This is a genomic window from Roseovarius sp. (assembly GCF_040219995.1).
Taxonomy (GTDB): domain Bacteria; phylum Pseudomonadota; class Alphaproteobacteria; order Rhodobacterales; family Rhodobacteraceae; genus Roseovarius.
Genome location: NZ_JAVJUC010000016.1, coordinates 24629 through 40048 on the forward strand (window position 1 = coordinate 24629; position 15420 = coordinate 40048).

Here is a 15420-nt window from a genome sequence, read left to right on the forward strand (position 1 = left end):
ATCATGAAACGCAGCCTGATCTTCGCCAGCATCGCCAGCCTGACCCTTGCTGGCTGTATTGACACCACGGACAATCGCGAAGTCACCGGTGCCGCACTTGGTGCAGGCGCGGGGCTGATCGGGGCGGCGGTGTTCGACGCCAATGCCGGCTGGACCGTGCTCTCGACCCTCGCAGGGGCTGCCGCCGGCACGCTGATCGCGCGCAACACCCGCACCAACCAATGCGCCTATTCCAACGGCGACGGCACCTATCGGACGGTGCCTTGCTGATCGGGTCCGGTTCGGGGTGGCGCATGCGCGCGATGCCCGGCTTACGTCAACATTCGCGTCCCGCGCCCATCCACACTGCCCCGGTATAGCGGGGCAATGCAGCACTGGACCTTTGCCGCCAAATCCGCCATATCGGGTGAGGATAACGCCGGAGGGTCTGATGGGTATTCTCAACACGCTTTTGCGCGCCGTGACATGGTGGCACGGGCAGACGCTCAACACGCAGTTCTATACCTGGCGCAAGGGCGTGAAGGTGGGTGAGGACGCGCAGGGCAACACCTTTTATCGCACCCATGACGGCAAGCGTCGCTGGGTGATCTTCAACGGCGAGGCCGAGGCGAGCCGCGTTGATCCCGACTGGCACGGCTGGCTGCACCACACCTACAAGGAACCCCCGACCGAGCGCCCGCTCAAACACAAGTCGTGGGAAAAACCGCATAGCGAGAACCTGACCGGCACACCGCTGGCCTATGCGCCCGCGGGCTCAATCCGCCGTCCCGAACCGGTCGAACGGCGCGATTACGAAGCCTGGACCCCGGAATAAAGGCGGCTCTCATGTCCGAAAGCAAAACCGAAGTTCTGGTTGGCGGGATCGTCCTGGCCGTGGCCATCGGATTTCTCGTCTATGCAGGCAAGACCACCGGCATGACACGGGCGGGTGACGAATACACGCTCAATGCCAGTTTCCGCAGTGCCGACGGTGTCAGCATCGGCACCGATGTGCGCCTCGCAGGCGTCAAAGTGGGGCGCGTGTCGAACATCACGCTCGACCCCGGAACCTATCGCGCCAAGGCCATCTTTACCGTGCAGGAAGGCATCGAGGTGCCCGATGACAGCGCGGTTGCGATTTCCTCCGAGGGGCTCTTGGGCGGCAACTACGTCGAGATCATGCCCGGCGGCTCGCCGTTCTTTTTCGAACCCGGCGACGAGATCGAATTCACCCAAGGGTCGGTCAGTCTGGTATCGCTCCTGATGAAATTCGTCTCGGGCAGCAGCGAGGATGGGGCAACGCAATGATCCGTGCCCTGGCCGTCGCGATCACGCTTGCCTCTGCCAGCTCTGCACAAGAGGCGGCGGTGCAGGGTCAGGGGGCGATCCTGCGCGGTCTCGACAAGGTCAACGGACAGGCCAGCGACCTCGACCTGAACAACGACTCAGCGACCGAATTCGGCAGTCTCACCGTGGAGTTGGCTGAATGCCGCTACCCGGTGGAAAATCCCGACGGCGATGCCTATGCGTTTCTCACGATTCGCGAGACCGAACGCAATCGCGAGATCTTCTCAGGCTGGATGCTGGCCTCCTCGCCTGCGCTCAACCCGCTGGAACACGCCCGCTACGACATCTGGGTCCTGCGCTGCAAGATCTGAGCCGGGTCACTTGAAAACGGTTCTGCATGGATATGCACGTCCAGTCCAAGCGCCTGCCGCAATAACCCGCGATACTCCGCACGCGGAATTTCGACCGCACCGAGCCGTACCAGATGCGGCGTGATGAACTGCGTATCGAACAGGATGAACCCGCAGCGCCACAGGTGGTCCGTCAGATGCGCCAGTGCCAGTTTCGAGGCATCCGTGCAGCGCGAGAACATGCTCTCACCAAAAAACGCGCCACCAAGCGCCACGCCATAGACCCCACCCATCAGCACGCCCTCCTGCCAGACTTCCAGCGAATGCGCCTGCCCCGACCGGTGCAGCGCCATATAGGCCGCATGAATAGGCGCGCTGATCCAAGTATCATCGCGATCGGCACAGCCGCGCAGCACCCCCTCGAAATCCGCGTCGAGCGTCGCCTCATAGCCGCCCCGCCGCATCCGCCGCGCCAGACTGCGCGAAATGTGAAACCCGTCGAGCGGCAGTATCCCGCGCATATGCGGATCGACCCAGAACACCTCGGGGTCGTCGCGATGCTCGGCCATCGGAAAGACCCCCGCCGCATAGGCCTGAAGCAACAGCGCGGGGGTCAGGACCTGTGACATGGTCAGGCTTGCAGGTTGGTTTCCAGCCAGTGTTCCAGCCAGTGGATGTTGTAATTGCCGGTCTGGATGTCCTCTTCCTGCAACAGCGCATGAAAGAGCGGCACGGTGGTATCGACCCCATCTACGATGAGCTCCCCAAGCGCCCGCGCCAGACGGTTCAGCGCGCTTGGCCGGTCCTTGCCGTGGACGATCAGCTTGGCGATCAGGCTGTCGTAATAGGGCGGGATCTTGTAGCCGTCATAAAGCGCGCTGTCCATCCGCACGCCCAGACCGCCCGGCGCGTGAAACTGCGTGATCGTGCCGGGGCGCGGCGCGAAATCGGGCAGTTTCTCGGCGGTGATGCGCACCTCGATGGCATGACCGTTGATCAGCAGATCCTCTTGGGTGAAGGACATCGGAAGCCCCTCGGCCACGCGGATCTGCTCCTGCACCAGATCGACGCCGAAAATCGCCTCGGTGACGGGATGCTCCACCTGCAAACGGGTGTTCATCTCGATAAAGAAGAACTCGCCGTTCTCGTAGAGAAACTCGATGGTGCCTGCGCCGCGATAATTGATATTGGCACAGGCATCAGCACAGATCTTGCCGATCCGCGCACGTTCTTCCTCGGTGATGCAGGGGCCGGGCGCCTCTTCCAGCACCTTCTGGTGACGACGCTGGAGCGAGCAGTCGCGCTCGCCCAGATGCACCGCGCGGCCCTTGCCGTCGCCAAAGACCTGGATCTCGATATGGCGCGGCGTGGTCAGGTACTTCTCGATATAGACCTCGTCATTGCCAAAGGCCGCCTTGGCCTCGGACCGCGCGGTCAGGAACGCGCGCTCAAGCTCATCGGCGTTGCGCGCCACCTTCATGCCGCGCCCGCCGCCGCCCGCCGTGGCCTTGACGATCACCGGAAAGCCGATCTCGGCGCAAAGCGCCTTGGCGGCGGCCACATCGGCGATGCCGCCCTCCGATCCGGGCACACAAGGCACGCCAAGCGCCTTCATCGTGTCCTTGGCGGTGATCTTGTCGCCCATGATGCGGATATGCTCGGCCGAGGGGCCGATAAATGTCAGGTCATGATCCTCGACGATCTGCACGAAATTGGCGTTCTCGCTTAGAAAGCCATAGCCGGGATGAATCGCCTGCGCGCCGGTCACCTCGCAAGCGGCGATGATCGCCGGGATCGACAGGTAGCTCTCGGACGACGAGGGCGGGCCGATACAGACCGACTCATCAGCCATGCGCACATGCATTGCATCCGCGTCGGCGGTGGAATGCACCGCCACCGTCGCGATCCCCATCTCGCGCGCGGCGCGGATGACGCGAAGGGCGATCTCGCCCCGGTTGGCGATCAGGATTTTGTCGAACATGCGCCCGCGCCCTTATTCGATGATCATCAGCGGCGCGCCATATTCCACCGCCGCGCCGTCCTCGATCAGGATGCGCATGACGGTCCCGGCGCGCGGCGCGGGAATGTGGTTCATCGTCTTCATCGCCTCGATGATCAGCAGCGTATCGCCCTCGGCCACCTGCTGGCCGACGCTGACAAAGGACGGCGCGCCCGGCTCGGCCTGCATGTAGACGGTGCCCACCATCGGTGAGGTCACGGCACCGGGGTGGCTGGCGGGGTCCTCGGCGGGCTCGGAGGGCGCGGCGGCAGCAGGGGCGGCTGCGGGCGCGGCATAGGCGGGGGCCGGGGCTGCGCTCATCTGCGTGGTCACGGTCTCACCGCGTCGGCTCACCCGCACGTTGAGGGTGTCGTCTTCGCCGTATTCGCGCTTGACCGACAGCTCCGTCAGATCGTTCTCGTTCAAGAGTTCCGCAAGTGCCTTGATGAAGGCCACGTCCGATTCATGAGATTTGTTCGACATTGGATTCCTCGACCACAGCGATGATGCCCGCGCACGGGCCCATGGCGTTTGTTTTCGCCGCTTATAGGGCAAGCCAAAGCCTGAGAAAAGCGGCCATTGCCCTGCAACTTGGGGTTTGGCGGGCAAATTTGCGAGGGTGGCGCGGCTCAGAGCGGCATGCCCGACAGTTTCGCCACCAGTTCCGCGAGCTTGCGGGCGTGGAATTTCTCCAGCAGGCGCGCGCGATAGACCTCGACGGTGCGGTAGCTCAGCCCCAGTTCCAGCCCGATTTCCTTGGAGGTCAGCCCCCGGCAGGTCAGGATCGCCACCTCGCGCTCACGCTGTGTCAATGCCACCAGCGGGCGCTCCTCCGAGAGATCGGAAAACGACCAGATGCCGCGCTGAAACGGGGCCTCGGGGGTCAGCGACTGCCCGCGCACCCGGCACCAGAACAGCGTGCCGTCCCGTCGCTTCATCACCCGCTCGTCCGAATACCGCCCGGTCTTGCGCATCACCGCCAGCGCGTCGGCCCCGATGCGGCGATAATCCTCGATCGAAGGGTAATAGCGCGCCAGCGGAATATCGGTGTAATCGGCGGGGGTGTCGCCGAAGATGGCGGCGAAGTGCAGATTGCAGGCCCGGATGATGCGATGCTCCAGCAGCGCCAGCCCCACGGGCGCATGATCAAAGGCGAGGTGTGCGATCTCCATGCCCGACCTTATGCCGCGCCGCCCGCGCCGCGCCAAGCGCTTTGCGTAGATATACGGAATTGTGCGCCGGGCCCACAGGTGCTTTTCTGCGCGTCGGGAGGACCGCCAATGAATATCGGTATCTGGCTCGAACGCACCGCACAGGCCATGCCCGACCGCGCGGCGCTCTTTCTGGGCCGCGATCAGGTGATGGATTACGCAGGTTTCGATCACTCCGCGCGCGAGGTCGCGGGCGCACTCGTGGAACAAGGCGTCAAGCCGGGCGACCGGGTCGCGCTCTTCATGGGCAACGCGCCCGACTATCTGCTGGCGCTCTATGGCATCTGGTATGCCGGGGCCGCCGCCGTGCCGATCAACGCCAAGCTGCACGGCGCAGAGGCCGCCTGGATCATCGACAATGCCGTTGCGCGCCTGACCCTCGCCGACAGCACCGGGCAGGCGGCCCTTGCCGCGCAGGGCGTCGCGGCGCAGCCCGTGTCGCGCGGCCCCGCCGTGGCACGCCTCACCGACCGCGCGCCCGACGATCTGGCGTGGCTCTTCTACACCTCCGGCACCACCGGGCGCCCCAAGGGCGTGCGCATCACCCACCGCATGCTGATCGCCATGTCGCTCAGCTATCTGGCCGATGTGGACGAGGTCAGCGCCGAGAACGCCACGCTCTACGCCGCCCCGATGAGCCACGGTGCGGGGCTTTACGCGATGGTCCATGTGCTGCGCGGCGCGCGCCATGTCTGCCCGGCCTCGGGCGGGTTCGAGCCGGGCGAAATCCTCGATCTGGCGCAGCATCACGACCGGCTGCACATGTTCGCCGCGCCCACCATGGTCAAGCGCCTGACCGCCCATGCCCGCGCCACCGGCGCGCCCGGCACCGGGCTGCGCAGCGTGGTCTATGCGGGCGGGCCGATGTACCTGGCGGATATCATCGCGGCGGTCGAGACCTTCGGCCCGGTCTTTCTGCAGATCTACGGGCAGGGCGAATGCCCGATGGCGATCACGGCCCTGCCGCGCGCCGATGTGGCCGACCGCAGCCACCCGGACTGGCGCGCGCGCCTCGCGTCCGTGGGCCGCGCGCAGTCCGTGGTCGAGGTACAAATCGCCGATGAGACCGGCGCGGTACTGCCCCCGGGAACGATCGGCGAAGTACTCGTGCGCGGCGATGCGGTGATGCCGGGCTATTGGCAGAACGACGCCGCCAGCGAGGCCGCGCTGCGCGGCGGCTGGCTCTGGACCGGCGATCTGGGCCGGATGGACGCGCAGGGCTATGTCACGCTGCAGGACCGCTCCAAGGATATGATCATCTCGGGCGGCTCCAACATCTATCCGCGTGAGGTCGAGGAAGTGCTGCTCACCCACCCCTCGGTCATCGAAGTGGCCGTGGTCGGCGCGCCTGACCCGGAGTGGGGCGAGGTGGTGGTGGCCTTCGTGGTCTGCGACGGCCCGCTCGACGAGGCCGCCCTCGACGCCCATTGCCGCGCTCATATCGCCCGGTTCAAACGCCCGAAACGCTATATAGCCGCCGACAGCCTGCCCAAGAACAATTACGGCAAGGTGCTCAAGACCGATCTGCGCGCCCACCTCGACGCCTGACCGCAATCGTTTTGCAAAACGATTGCAAGGCGTTTCCAAACGCCTTGCCACGCGCCTTGCAAGGGCCTTGCCCACCGATCCGCACTTGTTCTCGCCGCCCAAAGGCGTTAGATGCCCGGCGTCAAGCGGTCGCAGCCTACCCGCTTTAAAAAACAAGGATGACAGCATGAAGACGATCGTTATCTGCTCGGGCGGGCTCGATTCCGTGTCGCTCGCCCACAAGACCGCCGCCGAGCATGAGCTCGCGGGGCTGGTGAGCTTCGATTACGGACAGCGCCACGTCAAGGAGGTGGAATTCGCCGCCGCCTGTGCGCGCCGCTTGTCCGTGCCGCACCGGGTGGTGGATATCCGCCAGATCGGGGCCGCGCTCTCGGGCTCGGCGCTGACGGATGACGTGGACGTGCCCGACGGCCATTACGCCGAGGACACGATGAAGATCACCATCGTGCCAAACCGCAACGCCATCATGCTGACCATCGCCTTCGGCATGGCCGCGGCGGAAAAGGCCGACGCGGTCGCCACCGCCGTGCATGGCGGCGATCACTTCATATACCCTGACTGCCGCCCCGGCTTCATCGACGCGTTCCAGACGATGCAGGATGCCGCACTCGAAGGCTATGCCGACATCACCCTCTACACCCCCTACCTGCACGGCTCCAAGGCCGATATCGTTGCCGACGGCGCACGCCACGGCACGCCCTTTGCCGAGACGTGGTCTTGCTACAAGGGCGGTGACCGGCAATGCGGGCGCTGCGGCACCTGCGTGGAGCGGCGCGAGGCGTTTCATCTGGCGGGGATTGATGATCCAACCGACTACGCCGATCCCGACTACTGGCGGGCCGCCATCGCCAAAGGAGGCGCATGATGTACCGGATCACCAAGGAATTCCATTTCTCCGCCTCGCATCAATTGCATGGCCTGCCGCCGGAGCATCAATGCGCCCGGCTGCACGGGCATAATTACATCGTCGTGGTCGAACTCACCGCCGCCGATCTCAACCCGCATGGCTTCGTGCGCGACTATCTCGATCTGGCCGAGTTGAAGCGCTATATCGACGATGAAGTGGACCACCGGCATCTGAATGACGTGCTGGGCGACGACTGCGTGACTGCCGAGCGCATGGCAAAACATTTCTTCGACTGGTGCCACGCCCGCTGGCCCGAAGTGACGGCGGTCAAGGTCAGCGAGACGCCCAAGACATGGGCGGAATACCGACCGTGAGCGAGGCGATCCGCATCTCCGAGATCTTCGGCCCCACCATTCAGGGCGAGGGCGCGCTGATCGGCGAGCCGACGGTCTTCGTGCGCACCGGCGGTTGCGATTACCGCTGCTCGTGGTGCGACAGCCTGCATGCGGTCGATGCGGAGTATCGCGCCACATGGGCACCGATGCCACCCGGCGAGGTGATGGCAGACGTGGCGCGCCTCTCGGGCGACCGGCCCCTGATGGTCACGCTCTCGGGTGGCAATCCGGCGATACAGCCGCTTGGGCCAGTCATCGAGATGGGCAAGGCAAAGGGCTATCGCTTCGCGATGGAAACACAGGGCTCTGTCGCGCGGGACTGGTTCGCGGCGCTCGACATGCTGGTGCTCAGCCCCAAGCCGCCGTCGTCGGGCATGACCGTCGATTGGGCCGTGTTCGAGGACTGTCTGACCGCCGCGCAAAACGCGCCGACCGTGCTCAAGATCGTGATTTTCGACGAGACTGATTACCTCTGGGCCCGTGACGTGGCAGCACGCTACCCGGCGCTGCAGCTCTATCTGCAACCGGGCAACCACACCCCGCCGCCACCCGAGGATGACAGCGCGGTCGTGGATCAAGACGGCATAGATGCCCGCATGCGCTGGCTGGTGGATCGCGTGGTGGCTGACGGATGGTTCGCGGCGAAGGTGCTGCCGCAATTGCATGTCATGCTCTGGGGCAACAAGCGCGGGGTTTGAAGGAGACAGGACGATGAGCGACGATATCTACAAAGACCTCAAGCAGCTGGGCGGCAGCACACAGGTGCCGCAACACCCCGAAGAGGCCGAGCTTGAGCGGGTTCCCAATCCGCAGGCCGATGTCACCTATAACGTGCGCTTCACCGCGCCGGAATTCACCTCGCTCTGCCCGATGACCGGCCAGCCCGATTTCGCCCATCTGGTGATCGACTATGTGCCAGGCGACTGGCTGGTGGAGAGCAAATCGCTCAAGCTCTACCTCACCTCGTTCCGCAATCACGGCGCCTTCCACGAGGATTGCACGCTCACCATTGCCCGGCGTCTGGCCGAGTTCCTCGAGCCCCGATGGTTGCGCATCGGTGGCTACTGGTATCCGCGCGGTGGCATCCCGATCGACGTGTTCTGGCAGACCGGGGCGATGCCCGAGGGCGTCTGGATCCCCGATCAAGGCGTGCCGCCCTATCGCGGGCGGGGATAAGGGCGGACTTCCGGCCTGGGGCGGAGATGGATTGACACACTTGCGCGATACGCGGCTCAGGCCAACTGTCGCAACAGGTCAAACCCAAGGCAACTGCCCACAAAAAAGGCCCGCGCATGACACGCGGGCCTCATTCAGACTGGGCGGTGCCACGCTTTACCCCGCGCTCGCGCCCTCTTTCTTCTTGCCCTTGGTGTCCGCGTAGATGATCAGCGGTGCCGCGTCCGAGTTCACCGCCTCCTCGTTGACGACCACCTCTTCAACATTCTCTAGACTCGGCAGATCGAACATCGTGTCGAGCAGGATATCCTCGAGGATCGAGCGCAGGCCCCGCGCACCGGTCTTGCGCGCAATCGCTCGTTTCGCGATCGCGGTCAGCGCATCATCGGTAAAGCTGAGCTGAGCCCCCTCAAGTTCGAACAAACGCTGATACTGCTTCACCAGCGCGTTCTTCGGCTGCGTCAGGATCGTCACCAGCGCATCCTCGTCGAGATCCTCCAGCGTCGCCAGAACCGGCAGACGCCCGACAAACTCCGGAATCAGACCGAACTTGAGCAGGTCTTCCGGCTCCAGATCAGTAAAGATTTCACCGACACCACGCTCGTCATTCCCGCGCACGTCGGCACCAAAGCCCATGGCGCTACCCTTGCCACGCTGCGCAATGATCTTGTCGAGCCCGGCGAAGGCCCCGCCGCAGATGAACAGGATATTGGTGGTGTCCACCTGCAGGAATTCCTGCTGCGGATGCTTGCGGCCGCCCTGCGGTGGCACCGCGGCGACGGTGCCCTCCATAAGCTTGAGCAGAGCCTGCTGCACCCCCTCGCCCGACACGTCGCGGGTGATCGACGGATTCTCACTCTTGCGGGTGATCTTGTCGACCTCGTCGATATAAACGATGCCGCGCTGCGCGCGCTCGACATTGTACTCGGAGGACTGCAACAGCTTGAGAATGATGTTCTCCACATCCTCGCCCACATAGCCCGCCTCGGTCAGGGTGGTCGCATCTGCCATGGTGAAGGGCACGTCGAGGATGCGCGCCAGCGTCTGCGCCAGCAGCGTCTTGCCACAGCCGGTAGGACCGATCAGCAGGATATTCGACTTCGACAGCTCGATATCGCTCTTGCCGGAATTGTTGAGACGCTTGTAGTGGTTATGCACCGCGACCGACAGCACCCGCTTGGCCATCGCCTGCCCGATCACATAGTCATCAAGCACCTGACAGATGTCATGCGGTGTCGGTACGCCCTCGCTCGATTTCAGCCCCGCGCTCTTGGTTTCCTCGCGGATGATGTCCATGCAAAGCTCAACGCATTCATCGCAGATGAATACAGTCGGCCCGGCGATGAGCTTGCGCACCTCGTGCTGGCTCTTGCCGCAAAAGCTGCAATAAAGCGTGTTTTTGCTGTCGCCGCCGGAATTCGTTGCCATCACGTACCTTTCAGACCCTGCGCCGCTATGCGTCATGCGGCCCGGTCAGGGCCTTTGCTCTGTCTTTCATGTCTCCCACCAGCTTAAGACAGGCGGAAAAGCACCACAATCCGAAAATCACGGCACCCCGGTCCGGATGCCGTGATCGCCTTATTTTTCCTCGTCGTCGCCCGTGGCGCGGCTCTCGACGATTTCGTCAATCAGGCCCCAGTCCTTGGCCTCCTCCGGCGACATGAAATTGTCACGCTCCAGCGCATCCACCACCTTCTTCATGGTCTGGCCGGTATGCTTGACGTAGATCTCGTTCAGCCGGTCCTTGAGCTTCTGGGTCTCCTTGGCGTGGATCATGATATCCGTCGCCTGCCCCTGATAGCCGCCCGAAGGCTGATGCACCATCACCCGGCTGTTCGGCAGCGAGAACCGCATGCCCGGCGCGCCCGCAGTCAGCAAGAGCGAGCCCATGCTCGCCGCCTGCCCCACGACGAGCGTGCTGACCTTGGGCTTGATGTATTGCATCGTATCGTAGATCGACAGACCGCTCGTCACCACACCGCCGGGGCTGTTGATATACATGCTGATCTCCTTCGACGGGTTCTCCGCCTCCAGATGCAACAACTGCGCCACGATCAGGCTCGACATGCCGTCATGCACCGGGCCGCTCAGAAAGATGATCCGCTCCTTGAGAAGGCGCGAGAAAATGTCATAGGCGCGTTCCCCCCGGCTGGTCTGCTCGACGACCATCGGCACGAGGGTGTTCATGTAGGTTTCCATAGGGTCGTTCATCGGGGCCCGCCTGCTGTTTTGCCCGGGCCTGCCTGCCCGGGTAGATGGGATTTGCCGACCGTAGCCGGTCAGTTGCTAAAGGAGTCTTAGTGTCGCGCCCAAGGGGCTGCAAGGGCGTCGCTTTAATTTGTGGCACGCCACAGCCCATCGGTCGCTTTCCCCGCCACAGCCGCTCACTTTTTCGCGCAGAGGTCCGCACATGTTTTGCAGAATGCGGAAAAACGCCCTAAATACCACTCCAACGCCCTCAATGGATGCACACGTCATGCCCCTGCCCGTTCTCGATGACCAGATCTCCCCGGAAGAAATGGACCGCATGGTCGAAAATGCGACCACAGCGGCCAATTTCCTCAAGGCGATCAGCCATGAGGGGCGGCTGATGATTCTGTGTCATCTGGTCTCCGGTGAAAAATCTGTGACCGAATTGGAGGAATTGCTGTCGGCCCGGCAGGCGGCCGTTTCGCAACAGCTGTCCCGCCTGCGCCTGGAAGGGCTGGTGAGCACCCGGCGCGAGGGCAAGGCCATCTATTACAGCCTTGCCGACGAACGCCCGCGCCGCGTGCTCGAAGTCGTCTATGACCTGTTTTGCGCCCCCGACGCGCAGGGGCGCGACGCCTGATCAGGCGGCTTTCACGGTCTTGTCCACCGCATAGGGGGCAAACGCGTCATCCACATCCGTGTGGTTCACATGGTTGGAATAGTTGCTGATCGTCTTGACGGCCATCGCCAGGATGACCTCCAGCACGTGAATATCCGAATACCCCGCAGCCTTGAACGCCTCGGCCTCGGCCTTGGTCGGCAGGCCGCGCGTCTCCCACATGTGGTGTGTAAAGCGGCGCAACGCCTCCAGCTTGTCATCGTTCAGCGATTTACCGTCGCGCAGCGCCTGCGTATACGCTTCCGACAGCTTCGAGACATTGATCGCCAGCATCGAATGCGCGGCGGTGCAATAGTCGCAGCCATTCGCCAGCGAGATGGTCAGGAACACGACCTCCTGCTCCGGCGGGGTGAAATTGGCCTGTTCGCGGAAATGCGAATAACCGTGCAGATAGGTGCTTAGCAGGCCCGGATTGACGGCCATGCCGCGATACATGTTCGGCACGAAACCCAGCTTTTCGCGGGCCCCGTCCAACAACTCCTTGGCCAGACCATCAGCCGTCTCATCACTCACGGGGGTGGCGTCCACCTTGAATTCAGCAGTCATTTGACCCTCCTTTGTTTGCGGTCACGATCAAGGTAATCTGCGCCCGTGTTGGATGAAACCGCCGCGCCGTTCACCTAAGCGTGAGGCCGGTGCGCGGGCGCAGACCGGCCTGTGCGGCGCAACACCACTGCCGCACAGGCCACGCCATGCGTCGCATTCCCCCATTTCCCGCGCGGCCCCCACATGCTACCCAAGCGCCGATATCGGAAAGGACCCCGTGATGAGCCACGAAATCCGCCTCGCCTTCGAGCATCCCGCCGCGCGCGCCTCGGCGACGGCCCCCGACGGGCCGCTCGATCGCATTTCTGTGCGTGATCACACCGTCGAAGTTGAGATCGGGGCATTCCAGGCGGAACGCGGCACCACACAGCGCATCTGCTTCAACGTGGTGGTCGAGGTGCGCCCGATGACCGACGCGCTTGATGACGATGTCGACCGCATCCTGTCCTATGACAAGGTGACCGAGGCGATCACCGCCGAGTTGGCCGAAGAACGGCTCAACCTCCTGGAAACGCTGGCTGAACGCATCGCCGAACGCATCCTGTGGGAGCCGCAGGCGGTCCGCACCTTCGTGCGCATCGAAAAGCTTGACCGCGGCCCCGGCGCGCTTGGCGTGGAAATCGTCCGCTCGGTCGATGATCTGGCCACCAAACCGGCCAGCCCGCATCACGACACAGCACCGCATCCGCATGTGGTGTTCCTCACCAACACGGCAGTGCGCTCGCCCAACCTGCCGCGCTGGCTCGACCAACTCGAGGCGCGGGCAGAGCCGGTGATCCTCTGCGTCGGCCGCCCCGACGTGGACAGCCCAAAGACCGGCCACCGCATGACACAGCGCCGGGTCGATCTTCTGGCGATGGAACAGAACGCTTGGGTTCTGGCCGGGCGCGATGACCGCTGCGTCGTGGTCGCCACCCGCACCGAACTCGACTGGGCGATGAAGAACGGTCAGATCAGCGTCTGGGCCCCCTCCAAGATCGTGCTTGACGCGGTGGACGGGCCCACCGTCGGCCCCGACAAGCCGGTTGATCTTGCCGCCTGGTTCGCAGCCCATATTGAGGCGTCCGACCTGCTGCTCATCGGCGAGGCCCCGCCATCCTCCTGCGACGTGCCGGTGCTCATTCAGGACATCGCCCGCTCCGGCCTGTGATGCGCTATTACCGCCCCATCCCCCGCACCGACCCCGCCCGCCCCGAAGGTGCCCTCACGCTTGCAGGCGGCTGGTGCTGGTTCGATACGGTCGAGGTGCTGGCGCGCGACGCCGCCCCGCAGCTGATGCCCGCCCGCGACCTGCCCGACGACGCGATGACCCGTCTTACGGCACCCCGCGCGCCTATAGCCTCGCTCGACATGACCGCGCCGCAGATCATGGGCATCCTCAACGTCACCCCCGACAGCTTTTCCGACGGCGGCCAGCATTTCGATCCCACCCAGGCGCTCGCCCATGCCCATGCCATGACGCACGCCGGGGCTGCGATCCTTGATGTGGGTGGCGAATCCACCCGTCCTGGGGCCGCCCCGGTCCAGATCGACGACGAAATTCGTCGCACCGCGCCGGTGATCGCCGCCATCCGCGCCGAGATCGCGACGCCCATCTCCATCGACACCCGCAAGACCCCCGTGGCGCAAGAGGCCGCGCGCGTCGGTGCTAACCTCATCAATGACGTGGCGGGCTTCACCTACGATCCCGGCCTCGCCCCCTTTGCCTCCGAACACGCCCTGCCCGTCTGCGTCATGCACGCGCAAGGCAGCCCCGAGACCATGCAGCGTGATCCGCGCTATGCCGACGTGGCGCTCGATGTCTATGACTGGCTCGGGCAGCGGGTCGAGGCGCTCATCGCCCTCGGGGTCCCGCGCGGGCGCATCGTCGTCGATCCCGGCATCGGCTTCGGCAAGACGCAGGCGCACAACCTGCGCCTGCTGCAAAACCTCTCGCTCTTTCACGGGTTCGGCTGCCCGGTCCTTCTTGGGGCCTCGCGCAAACGCTTCATTGGCGACATCAGCCACACGCCGCAAGCCTCCGACCGGATTCCAGGCTCGCTCGCCGTGGCACTTGGCGGCGTTGCGCAAGGCGTGCAGATTCTGCGTGTCCATGACGTCCCTGAAACCCGCGCGGCCCTCGACCTATGGCAGGCGGTCACCTTTGCACCCCGCTGATCACCTGTTTCGATCTCGATCTGAACACAGAAATTATCCACAGGTATTGCCGGGTTGCTTTAGAAAACCCGACAGCAACGGGGCGCTATCCCCACGCATGTGACATTCATGCTTTGCCCGGCTCATCCCCGCGCAAACACCCGCCGCAAGGCGCGCCATTGGCTGATCGCAACGCCCGCCAGAATGAGGCTCATCGCCACCAGCAGGCTCGGCGGCAACGGCTCGAACAACACTGCCGCCCCAAGGATCACCGACCAGACCGGCACCATGTAATTGACCAGTCCGAAAAAGCTTGGCCCCGCCTCGCGATTGACTTGCACAAGCAGCAATTGCGCCACGCCGGTGGGCAAAATTCCAAGGTAGAGCAAAGCCAGAAAACTCTTCATACTCAATGTAGTTGGCAGCCCTTCTTGAAGCAGTGCATAGGGCAGGATAATCACCGCCCCGATCAGCAGCACAGTGGCTGCCAGGGCCAACCGGTCCACCTCGGGGCAGAGCCGCGTGGCGATAGTGCCCGTGGCATAACAACCCGCCGCCCCAAGGCAGGCCAGTCTTGCCAATGATTCCATATCTTTGCCCGTCGAAACGAATGCATCGGGGCCAATCAGGACCACCACCCCGACCGTCCCCAGGACGAAGCCCACAAGCTTGCGCAGGCTCATCCGTTCACCCGGCACCAGAAAATGCGCCAGAGGCAGGATCAACAGCGGCACCGCCGCCATGCAGACCCCGGCAAAGCCAGACGCCACCGATAGCTGCGCCCAGGCCAGAAGTGAAAACGGGATAGCGTTCGAAAACAACGCCATGAAGAACGCAAATGCCCAGATCATGCGGCCTTTGGGCTGGCGCGGATCAGGCAGCGACCGCCCCTTCAACCGCACCAGCACCAGCAGGAATACCGCGCCCAACGTGATCCGCACCGCCGCGATCATGAGCGGGCCCGTGTCACGCAGCGCCACCGAGATGAACATGAAGGAAGCCCCCCAAATCAGCCCGAGCGCCCCGATCCGGAGGAAGTTTATGGGAGCGATTTCAATAATTTGACCAATCCTCGAC

At 63.9% G+C, this 15420-nt stretch carries 20 protein-coding genes; 12 read left to right on the forward strand and 8 right to left on the reverse strand.

From position 1 onward, the window contains the following. Nucleotides 1–3: 3 nt before the first annotated feature. From RID11_RS09345 to RID11_RS09360, 4 genes are all read left to right on the forward strand, one after another. Nucleotides 4–270 carry a YMGG-like glycine zipper-containing protein gene (locus RID11_RS09345; RefSeq protein WP_350138074.1) on the forward strand — a complete coding sequence of 89 codons (267 nt, stop codon included), beginning with the start codon at nucleotides 4–6 and terminating at the stop codon, nucleotides 268–270. Nucleotides 271–430: 160 nt separating this feature from the next. Beyond that, entirely contained in the window at nucleotides 431–814 is a 384-nt protein-coding gene (locus tag RID11_RS09350; RefSeq protein ID WP_050662847.1) for an NADH:ubiquinone oxidoreductase subunit NDUFA12, read from the forward strand. Nucleotides 815–825: 11 nt separating this feature from the next. Continuing rightward, the gene (gene mlaD, locus RID11_RS09355) at nucleotides 826–1287 is read left to right on the forward strand and encodes an outer membrane lipid asymmetry maintenance protein MlaD (RefSeq protein WP_350138077.1); all 462 of its coding nucleotides are present in this window, start codon (nucleotides 826–828) and stop codon (nucleotides 1285–1287) included. Next, nucleotides 1284–1637, forward strand: a complete 354-nt coding sequence (locus RID11_RS09360; protein ID WP_350138080.1) for a DUF2155 domain-containing protein — start codon at nucleotides 1284–1286, stop codon at nucleotides 1635–1637. Before mlaD ends, RID11_RS09360 begins: the two co-directional genes overlap by 4 nt. Here the strand turns inward: RID11_RS09360 and aat are convergent. The 4 genes from aat to RID11_RS09380 all read right to left on the reverse strand — a co-directional run bounded on the left by aat (nucleotide 1604) and on the right by RID11_RS09380 (nucleotide 4787). Beyond that, entirely contained in the window at nucleotides 1604–2245 is a 642-nt protein-coding gene (gene aat / locus RID11_RS09365) for a leucyl/phenylalanyl-tRNA--protein transferase (protein ID WP_350138082.1), read from the reverse strand. The two genes, RID11_RS09360 and aat, sit on opposite strands and share 34 nt — an antisense overlap. 2 nt (nucleotides 2246–2247) lie before the next feature. Next, entirely contained in the window at nucleotides 2248–3597 is a 1350-nt protein-coding gene (gene accC / locus RID11_RS09370; RefSeq protein WP_350138085.1) for an acetyl-CoA carboxylase biotin carboxylase subunit, read from the reverse strand. Nucleotides 3598–3609: 12 nt separating this feature from the next. Further along, on the reverse strand, nucleotides 3610–4098 hold the full coding sequence (gene accB / locus RID11_RS09375) for an acetyl-CoA carboxylase biotin carboxyl carrier protein (protein ID WP_350138088.1): 489 nt from the start codon (nucleotides 4096–4098) through the stop codon (nucleotides 3610–3612). Nucleotides 4099–4244: 146 nt separating this feature from the next. Continuing rightward, nucleotides 4245–4787: a LuxR C-terminal-related transcriptional regulator gene (locus RID11_RS09380; RefSeq protein ID WP_502949348.1), complete on the reverse strand. Its 543-nt coding sequence runs from the start codon at nucleotides 4785–4787 to the stop codon at nucleotides 4245–4247. Between the two features lie 108 nt (nucleotides 4788–4895). Here RID11_RS09380 and RID11_RS09385 point away from each other — a divergent pair, with 108 nt between their 5' ends. From RID11_RS09385 to queF, 5 genes are all read left to right on the forward strand, one after another. Beyond that, complete coding sequence (locus tag RID11_RS09385) at nucleotides 4896–6374, forward strand: AMP-binding protein (protein ID WP_350138092.1); 1479 nt, start codon at nucleotides 4896–4898, stop codon at nucleotides 6372–6374. A 166-nt stretch (nucleotides 6375–6540) separates the two neighbouring features. Beyond that, nucleotides 6541–7239 (forward strand): 7-cyano-7-deazaguanine synthase QueC, encoded by a 699-nt coding sequence (gene queC, locus RID11_RS09390; protein WP_350138095.1) that lies wholly within the window; start codon nucleotides 6541–6543, stop codon nucleotides 7237–7239. Then, complete coding sequence (locus RID11_RS09395; protein ID WP_350138097.1) at nucleotides 7239–7595, forward strand: 6-pyruvoyl trahydropterin synthase family protein; 357 nt, start codon at nucleotides 7239–7241, stop codon at nucleotides 7593–7595. Before queC ends, RID11_RS09395 begins: the two co-directional genes overlap by 1 nt. Continuing rightward, nucleotides 7574–8314, forward strand: coding sequence for a 7-carboxy-7-deazaguanine synthase QueE (gene queE / locus RID11_RS09400; protein ID WP_350138100.1), 741 nt, complete (start codon nucleotides 7574–7576; stop codon nucleotides 8312–8314). Before RID11_RS09395 ends, queE begins: the two co-directional genes overlap by 22 nt. Before the next feature lie 13 nt (nucleotides 8315–8327). Next, nucleotides 8328–8792: a preQ(1) synthase gene (queF, locus tag RID11_RS09405; RefSeq protein ID WP_350138102.1), complete on the forward strand. Its 465-nt coding sequence runs from the start codon at nucleotides 8328–8330 to the stop codon at nucleotides 8790–8792. A 156-nt stretch (nucleotides 8793–8948) separates the two neighbouring features. Here queF and clpX read toward each other — a convergent pair whose 3' ends face one another. Together clpX and RID11_RS09415 are read right to left on the reverse strand one after the other, a co-directional pair. Next, entirely contained in the window at nucleotides 8949–10220 is a 1272-nt protein-coding gene (gene clpX / locus RID11_RS09410) for an ATP-dependent Clp protease ATP-binding subunit ClpX (RefSeq protein WP_350138105.1), read from the reverse strand. Between the two features lie 150 nt (nucleotides 10221–10370). After that, nucleotides 10371–11003: an ATP-dependent Clp protease proteolytic subunit gene (locus tag RID11_RS09415; RefSeq protein ID WP_350138107.1), complete on the reverse strand. Its 633-nt coding sequence runs from the start codon at nucleotides 11001–11003 to the stop codon at nucleotides 10371–10373. 265 nt (nucleotides 11004–11268) lie between these two features. Here RID11_RS09415 and RID11_RS09420 point away from each other — a divergent pair, with 265 nt between their 5' ends. Continuing rightward, a complete protein-coding gene (locus tag RID11_RS09420; protein WP_350138110.1) occupies nucleotides 11269–11622 on the forward strand; it encodes an ArsR/SmtB family transcription factor in 354 nt (117 codons plus the stop codon). Here RID11_RS09420 and RID11_RS09425 read toward each other — a convergent pair whose 3' ends face one another. Beyond that, a complete protein-coding gene (locus RID11_RS09425) occupies nucleotides 11623–12207 on the reverse strand; it encodes a carboxymuconolactone decarboxylase family protein (RefSeq protein ID WP_350138112.1) in 585 nt (194 codons plus the stop codon). It abuts the gene before it with no gap. A 220-nt stretch (nucleotides 12208–12427) separates the two neighbouring features. On the opposite strand from RID11_RS09425, the gene RID11_RS09430 reads away from it, so the two are divergent. Both RID11_RS09430 and folP read left to right on the forward strand, forming a co-directional pair. Beyond that, a complete protein-coding gene (locus tag RID11_RS09430; RefSeq protein WP_350138115.1) occupies nucleotides 12428–13357 on the forward strand; it encodes a dihydroneopterin aldolase in 930 nt (309 codons plus the stop codon). Then, nucleotides 13357–14364: a dihydropteroate synthase gene (folP, locus tag RID11_RS09435; protein ID WP_350138117.1), complete on the forward strand. Its 1008-nt coding sequence runs from the start codon at nucleotides 13357–13359 to the stop codon at nucleotides 14362–14364. The genes RID11_RS09430 and folP overlap by 1 nt, the downstream gene beginning before the upstream one ends. 122 nt (nucleotides 14365–14486) lie before the next feature. Here the strand turns inward: folP and RID11_RS09440 are convergent, their stop codons facing one another. After that, nucleotides 14487–15401, reverse strand: a complete 915-nt coding sequence (locus RID11_RS09440) for a DMT family transporter (protein ID WP_502949349.1) — start codon at nucleotides 15399–15401, stop codon at nucleotides 14487–14489. Between the last annotated feature and the right edge of the window lie 19 nt (nucleotides 15402–15420).

Coding starts and splice junctions, on each gene's coding strand:
- queE (WP_350138100.1), top strand. CDS start 7,574: ATGGGCGGAATACCGACCGTGAGCGAGGCGATCCGCATCTCCGAGATC.
- accC (WP_350138085.1), bottom strand. CDS start 3,597: ATGTTCGACAAAATCCTGATCGCCAACCGGGGCGAGATCGCCCTTCGC.
- mlaD (WP_350138077.1), top strand. CDS start 826: ATGTCCGAAAGCAAAACCGAAGTTCTGGTTGGCGGGATCGTCCTGGCC.
- RID11_RS09350 (WP_050662847.1), top strand. CDS start 431: ATGGGTATTCTCAACACGCTTTTGCGCGCCGTGACATGGTGGCACGGG.
- RID11_RS09345 (WP_350138074.1), top strand. CDS start 4: ATGAAACGCAGCCTGATCTTCGCCAGCATCGCCAGCCTGACCCTTGCT.
- aat (WP_350138082.1), bottom strand. CDS start 2,245: ATGTCACAGGTCCTGACCCCCGCGCTGTTGCTTCAGGCCTATGCGGCG.
- accB (WP_350138088.1), bottom strand. CDS start 4,098: ATGTCGAACAAATCTCATGAATCGGACGTGGCCTTCATCAAGGCACTT.
- RID11_RS09415 (WP_350138107.1), bottom strand. CDS start 11,003: ATGAACGACCCTATGGAAACCTACATGAACACCCTCGTGCCGATGGTC.
- folP (WP_350138117.1), top strand. CDS start 13,357: ATGCGCTATTACCGCCCCATCCCCCGCACCGACCCCGCCCGCCCCGAA.
- RID11_RS09430 (WP_350138115.1), top strand. CDS start 12,428: ATGAGCCACGAAATCCGCCTCGCCTTCGAGCATCCCGCCGCGCGCGCC.
- RID11_RS09420 (WP_350138110.1), top strand. CDS start 11,269: ATGCCCCTGCCCGTTCTCGATGACCAGATCTCCCCGGAAGAAATGGAC.
- queC (WP_350138095.1), top strand. CDS start 6,541: ATGAAGACGATCGTTATCTGCTCGGGCGGGCTCGATTCCGTGTCGCTC.
- queF (WP_350138102.1), top strand. CDS start 8,328: ATGAGCGACGATATCTACAAAGACCTCAAGCAGCTGGGCGGCAGCACA.
- RID11_RS09380 (WP_502949348.1), bottom strand. CDS start 4,787: ATGGAGATCGCACACCTCGCCTTTGATCATGCGCCCGTGGGGCTGGCG.
- clpX (WP_350138105.1), bottom strand. CDS start 10,220: ATGGCAACGAATTCCGGCGGCGACAGCAAAAACACGCTTTATTGCAGC.
- RID11_RS09360 (WP_350138080.1), top strand. CDS start 1,284: ATGATCCGTGCCCTGGCCGTCGCGATCACGCTTGCCTCTGCCAGCTCT.
- RID11_RS09425 (WP_350138112.1), bottom strand. CDS start 12,207: ATGACTGCTGAATTCAAGGTGGACGCCACCCCCGTGAGTGATGAGACG.
- RID11_RS09385 (WP_350138092.1), top strand. CDS start 4,896: ATGAATATCGGTATCTGGCTCGAACGCACCGCACAGGCCATGCCCGAC.
- RID11_RS09395 (WP_350138097.1), top strand. CDS start 7,239: ATGTACCGGATCACCAAGGAATTCCATTTCTCCGCCTCGCATCAATTG.